The organism is Nocardiopsis listeri, from assembly GCF_020741345.1.
In the GTDB taxonomy this organism is placed as follows: domain Bacteria; phylum Actinomycetota; class Actinomycetes; order Streptosporangiales; family Streptosporangiaceae; genus Nocardiopsis; species Nocardiopsis listeri_A.
In genome coordinates this window covers 1-4755 of record NZ_DYZD01000271.1, presented here as the reverse complement: position 1 = coordinate 4755, position 4755 = coordinate 1, and the positions used below count along the sequence as shown (strand labels likewise).

Below are 4755 nucleotides of genomic sequence, written 5' to 3'. Positions count from 1 at the left end.
ACTGGTGGAGGAGGGCAGCGCCAGCTACCCGGCCATCCAGGCCACCATCGCCCCGAGCCGTAGCGGCGGCGCGGAGATCATGGAGGTCACCGACGGCGGGGCCGCCGCCGACGCCGGCCTGTCCACCGGCGACGTGGTGGTGTCGTTGGACGGTGAGTCCGTCGACTCCCCCGACCAGCTCATCGCGCAGATCCGGGCCCATGAGCCCGGAGACGAGGTGACCCTGGGCGTGGTGTCCAAGGGCGAGAGCTCCCCGGAGGACGTGAAGGTCACCCTGGGCGAGCAGAGCGCCGCGGCCGCGACCGAGGAGGTCGAGGAAGAAGAGGACTAGAGAAGGTCTTGGTCCTGCCAGAGGCCGACGGGGGCGTCGCTCCGGCGGGATCATGGGTCGACGGGAAACCGACCCTGCGAGCGAAGGGGCGGTCCGGCACTTGCCGGGCCGCCCCTTCGTGGTCACGGCGACCCTGGACGCCGCCGGCCGCGCCGTCGGGTACGGGCCACGACCTGAACACACGCCTGAGAACTGAGAGACAGAAGCGAACACGGAGAGTATTGTTCCGTGAACCGTGTGCCACTATCAGGGTCGTCCCCGTGTTCACCGCAAGGTCGGCGACGGGCCATTCGGATGGCCCACACTCGTGATCACCACGGCAGGCCGCGCGAAGCCCCAGGAGAATCCGGTATGTCCACGTCCTTCGCACCCCACCCGCCCACGGCGACACGTCCGGCCCCTTCCCAGGGCGGACGCCGCCGGACCAGGGTCCTGATCGGTACCGACACCTACCCCCCGGACGTCAACGGCGCCGCCTATTTCACCGCGCGGCTCGCGCGGGGGCTGACCGAACGCGGTGTCGAGGTGCACCTGCTGTGCCCATCGCCCACCGGGCGCCCCCACGTGGTGGAGCGGGACGGGGTGGTGGAGCACCGGCTTCGGTCCATGCCCTCCTTGGCGCATGAGAGTGTCCGACTGGCCCTGCCCGCGGGTGTACGCGGCCACCTGAACCGCCTCTTGGACCGGTTGCGTCCGGACGCCGTGCACATCCAGAACCACTTCCTCGTCGGCCGGATGCTGGCCGGCGCCGCGCACGACCACGGTGTGCCGGTGGTCGCCACCAACCACTTCATGCCCGAGAACCTCTTCGACCACCTGCGGATGCCGTGGTCCCTGCGCCCGTACGCCGCCCGTCTGGCCTGGTGGGACCTGAACCGGATCCTGGGCCGGGTCGAGCACGTGACCACGCCCACGCCGACCGCCGCCCGGCTGCTGCGCGAACAGGGTTTCATCCATCCGGTGGAGGCGGTCTCCTGCGGGATCGACCTGGACCGATTCCGACCGCCACCGGAGGGTTCCGTCGTCGCCGAGCGTCTGAGGCTGCGCGCGCGGTTCGGGTTGCCCGACCGTCCGACGATGCTGTTCGTGGGGCGTCTTGACGAGGAGAAGCGCGTCGACGAACTGGTGCGCGCGGTGGCCCGCACCTCCGACGTACAGCTGGTGTTGGCCGGCCAGGGCGCGCACCGCGAGAGGGCGGAGGAACTGGCCCGGAGCGAAGGGGTCGCCGACCGGGTCCGATTCCTCGGCTTCGTGGCGCACGGGGACCTCCCGGACGTCTACCGGTGCGCGGACGTGTTCACCATCGCGGGCATCGCCGAGTTGCAGAGCATCGCCACGTTGGAGGCCATGGCCAGCGGGCTGCCCGTGGTGGCCGCCGACGCGATGGCCCTGCCCCACCTGGTGGAGGAGGGCCGCAACGGGTACTTGTACGAGCCGGGCGACCCCGGCGCTCTCGCCGACAGGGTGGAGTCCGTGTTGACCACCGAGCGGGAACGGCCGCGTATGGGCGCGCACAGCCGGCTCATGGCGTCACGGCACCGGTTGGAGGATTCGCTGGAGCGCTTCGAGCACATCTACGTGGACGCGTCGGTCGGGGCGCTCGCCTCGTTCTCCGGTGGCCGATAGAGCGGCAGGGCGAACCCGATGACGGTGCCGCCGCCCTCCCGGTTCCGGGCGAAGACCTCTCCCCCGTGGTCGCGGGCGATCTCGTGCACCATGGACAGGCCCAACCCGGAGCCGGGCAGGCCACGGGCGACGGTGGCCCGGTAGAAGCGTTCGAAGAGGTGGCGGATCTCCTCGGGGTCCACGCCCGGGCCCCGGTCCAGGACCTCCACCACGCCCTCGCGGACACGGATCTCGATGGGTCCGTTGCCGTCGGGGTCGAACTTGGCGGAGTTCTCCACGGGGTTGGACATCGCCCGTTCCAGGGCACCGGGACGGCCCCACACGAGGCCGTCGTCGGCGTCGACGAGGATCTCGCGGCCGGTCCGGCGTCGGGCCCGTGCGGCGACGCGTTCGGCGATGCCCGCGAGCGCCACCGCGCTGCGGGTCTCGTCCTCGTGGTCGCCGGTGGCCAACCCGACCAGTTCGTTGACCAGGGCGGTGAGCTCCTTGGTCTCGCCCTGGAGGTCGTCGAAGAGCCGCTGCCGCGCGTCCGGACCGAGCCGTTCCACCCGGCCCAGGACCTGCACGTTGGTGCGCAGGCTGGTGAGCGGGGTGCGCAGCTCGTGCGCGGCGTCCTGCACCAGACGGCGCTGTTCGTCCTTGGAACGGGCCAACCGGGCGAGCATGCCGTTGAAGGCGCTGGTGAGCCGGCCGACCTCGTCGTGTCCGGGTTCCTCGGGGCCCACACCCGGACCACCGGCACCGCCCTCGGGGGTCCCCCCGTTACCGCGACCGTTGCGCGTGGTGGTGACCGGGTCGAGGCGGCCGGTGGAGCTGACGTACTCGGCGGCCTCGGTCAGACGGACCAGCCGGCCGGTGATGCGGTGCCCCGCCAACCAGCCGACCGAGGCCGCGCACAGGGCGGCGAACAGGCCCACCCACAGGATCTGCGTGGCCAACCGGCCGATCATTTGTTCGATCGGTGAGAGTTGTTGGAGCAGTTGGACGGCGCCGCGTCCCTCGCCCAACGAGACCGTGCCCACCCGATACGCCTGGTCGTGGACCTGAAGCTCTCGCTGGCTGATCACTCCGGGGTCGTCGGCCCGAGCCACCTCCAGGTCCTCTGAGGTGGGGTGGAAGGAGGAGATCTCGTGCTGGTTGGCGAGCAGCCGCGCCCAGCTTCCGTCGGGGCCCAGGATCTGCGCGTCCAGGCTGCCCGGGGCCAGGAAGGAGAGCCGGTTCTCCTGCACGTCCTGGCTTTCCTGCGCGGACACGATGAGCTGACGGGACAGGTTCTGCACCGCGCCGTCGAACTCGTCCTCGGCGTCGGCGCGGATGAGCGAGGCGGCGGTGCCGTAGGCGAGCATGCCGATCAGGGCGATGGTGACGGCGGCGACCGCGGCGAACATCACCGCGAAGCGGGTTCCGAGTCGCCAGTCGCCCGGGTTGAGCAGGACGCTGTGCCGCTTCGCCTCCTGGACTCGTGACTCCGGAACGGACTCCCTGTGGGGAACGGACACCCTCGAATCACCCCTGACGCAGCGTGTACCCGACGCCTCGAACCGTCTGGATCAGCGGTGGTCCGCCATCCTCCAACTTGCGTCGCAGATAGCTGATGTAGACCGCCAGGTTCTTCGACTCCGGGCCGAAGTCGTAACCCCAGATGCGGTCGTAGATGGTGGCGTGGTCCAGGACGATGCCGGAGTTGCGCATGAGCAGTTCGAGCAGGTCGAACTCGGTCTTGGACAGTTCCACCTCGCGTTCGCCGCGCCACACGCGCCGGGCACGGGCGTCCAGGCGCAGTTCGCCCACCCGCAGGGGCGCCTCCTCGTCGGCACCCTCCGGCACGGGGGCGGCGCGGCGCAGCAGGGCGCGCAGCCGCGCGAGGAGTTCGTCGAGCTCGAAGGGTTTGGCGAGGTAGTCGTCGGCGCCGGCGTCCAGCCCGGCGACCCGGTCGGGCGTCTCGACCCGCGCGGTGAGCATCAGGATGGGGGTGCGGTCGTGCTAGGCCCGCAGCACCCGGGCCACCCCGAGTCCGTCGACGCCGGGCATCATGACGTCCAGGACCAGCAGGTCGACGGGTTCGGCGTGGACCGCCGCCAGGGCCTGGACGCCGTCGGCGACGGTGCGCACCGTGTACCCCTCCAGTTGGAGGGCGCGTTCCAGGGACTCCCTGATGGCACGGTCGTCGTCGGCGACCAGGACGGTGGCGGTGCTTTCCATGTGCCCATGCTCTCTCACCAGGGTGAGAGAGCGGTAAGAAGTCGTCGGGAACGGGGTGTGGCGTCCTGGACGTGCGTTCGAATCAGGCGTTCGGGTCGAAGGTGCGGGTGCGCTCCAGCCCGGCGGCACGGCCCTTGCCGGCCACCACCAGCGCCATCTTCCGGGAGGCCTCGTCGAGCATCTCCTCGCCCAGCATGACGGCGCCGCGCCGGTCCACGGTGGTGGCGTGCTCGTAGGCGTCGAGGATGAGTTCGGCGTGGTCGTAGTCCTCCTGGGAGGGGGCGAACACCTCGTTGGCGGCCGTCACCTGGAGCGGGTGCAGCACCCACTTGCCGTCGAAGCCGAGCGCGGAGGTGCGTCCGGCCGCGCGACGGAACGCCTCCACGTCCCGGATCTGCAGGTAGGGGCCGTCGACGGCCTGGATCCCGTTGGCCCGAGCGGCCACCAGGATGCGCATGAGGACGTGGTGGTAGGCGTCGCCGGTGTCGTATCCCGGCGGCTGCTCGCCGACCACGAGGCCCTTCATGTTGAGGGAGACCATGAAGTCGGCGGGTCCGTAGACGAGGCTCTCCAACCGTGGGGAGGCGGCCGCGATC

At 70.8% G+C, this 4755-nt stretch carries 4 protein-coding genes and 1 pseudogene; 2 read left to right on the top strand and 3 right to left on the bottom strand.

Annotated features, from left to right (window positions below):
* Positions 1-331, top strand: a 331-nt coding sequence (locus K8V84_RS14430; RefSeq protein ID WP_304074986.1) for a PDZ domain-containing protein, incomplete at its 5' end; no start/stop codon positions are given.
* A gap of 351 nt (positions 332-682) precedes the next feature.
* On the top strand, positions 683-1957 hold the full coding sequence (locus K8V84_RS14425; RefSeq protein ID WP_304074983.1) for a glycosyltransferase: 1275 nt from the start codon (positions 683-685) through the stop codon (positions 1955-1957).
* Here the strand turns inward: K8V84_RS14425 and K8V84_RS14420 are convergent.
* From K8V84_RS14420 to K8V84_RS14410, 3 genes and pseudogenes are all read right to left on the bottom strand, one after another.
* Positions 1906-3345 (bottom strand): HAMP domain-containing sensor histidine kinase, encoded by a 1440-nt coding sequence (locus K8V84_RS14420; protein ID WP_304074988.1) that lies wholly within the window; start codon positions 3343-3345, stop codon positions 1906-1908. The two genes, K8V84_RS14425 and K8V84_RS14420, sit on opposite strands and share 52 nt — an antisense overlap.
* Positions 3346-3463: 118 nt before the next feature.
* Positions 3464-4159: pseudogene (locus tag K8V84_RS14415) on the bottom strand (response regulator transcription factor).
* 82 nt (positions 4160-4241) lie between these two features.
* The coding region (locus K8V84_RS14410) for a CoA ester lyase (protein WP_304074980.1) at positions 4242-4755 on the bottom strand (514 nt) is incomplete at its 5' end.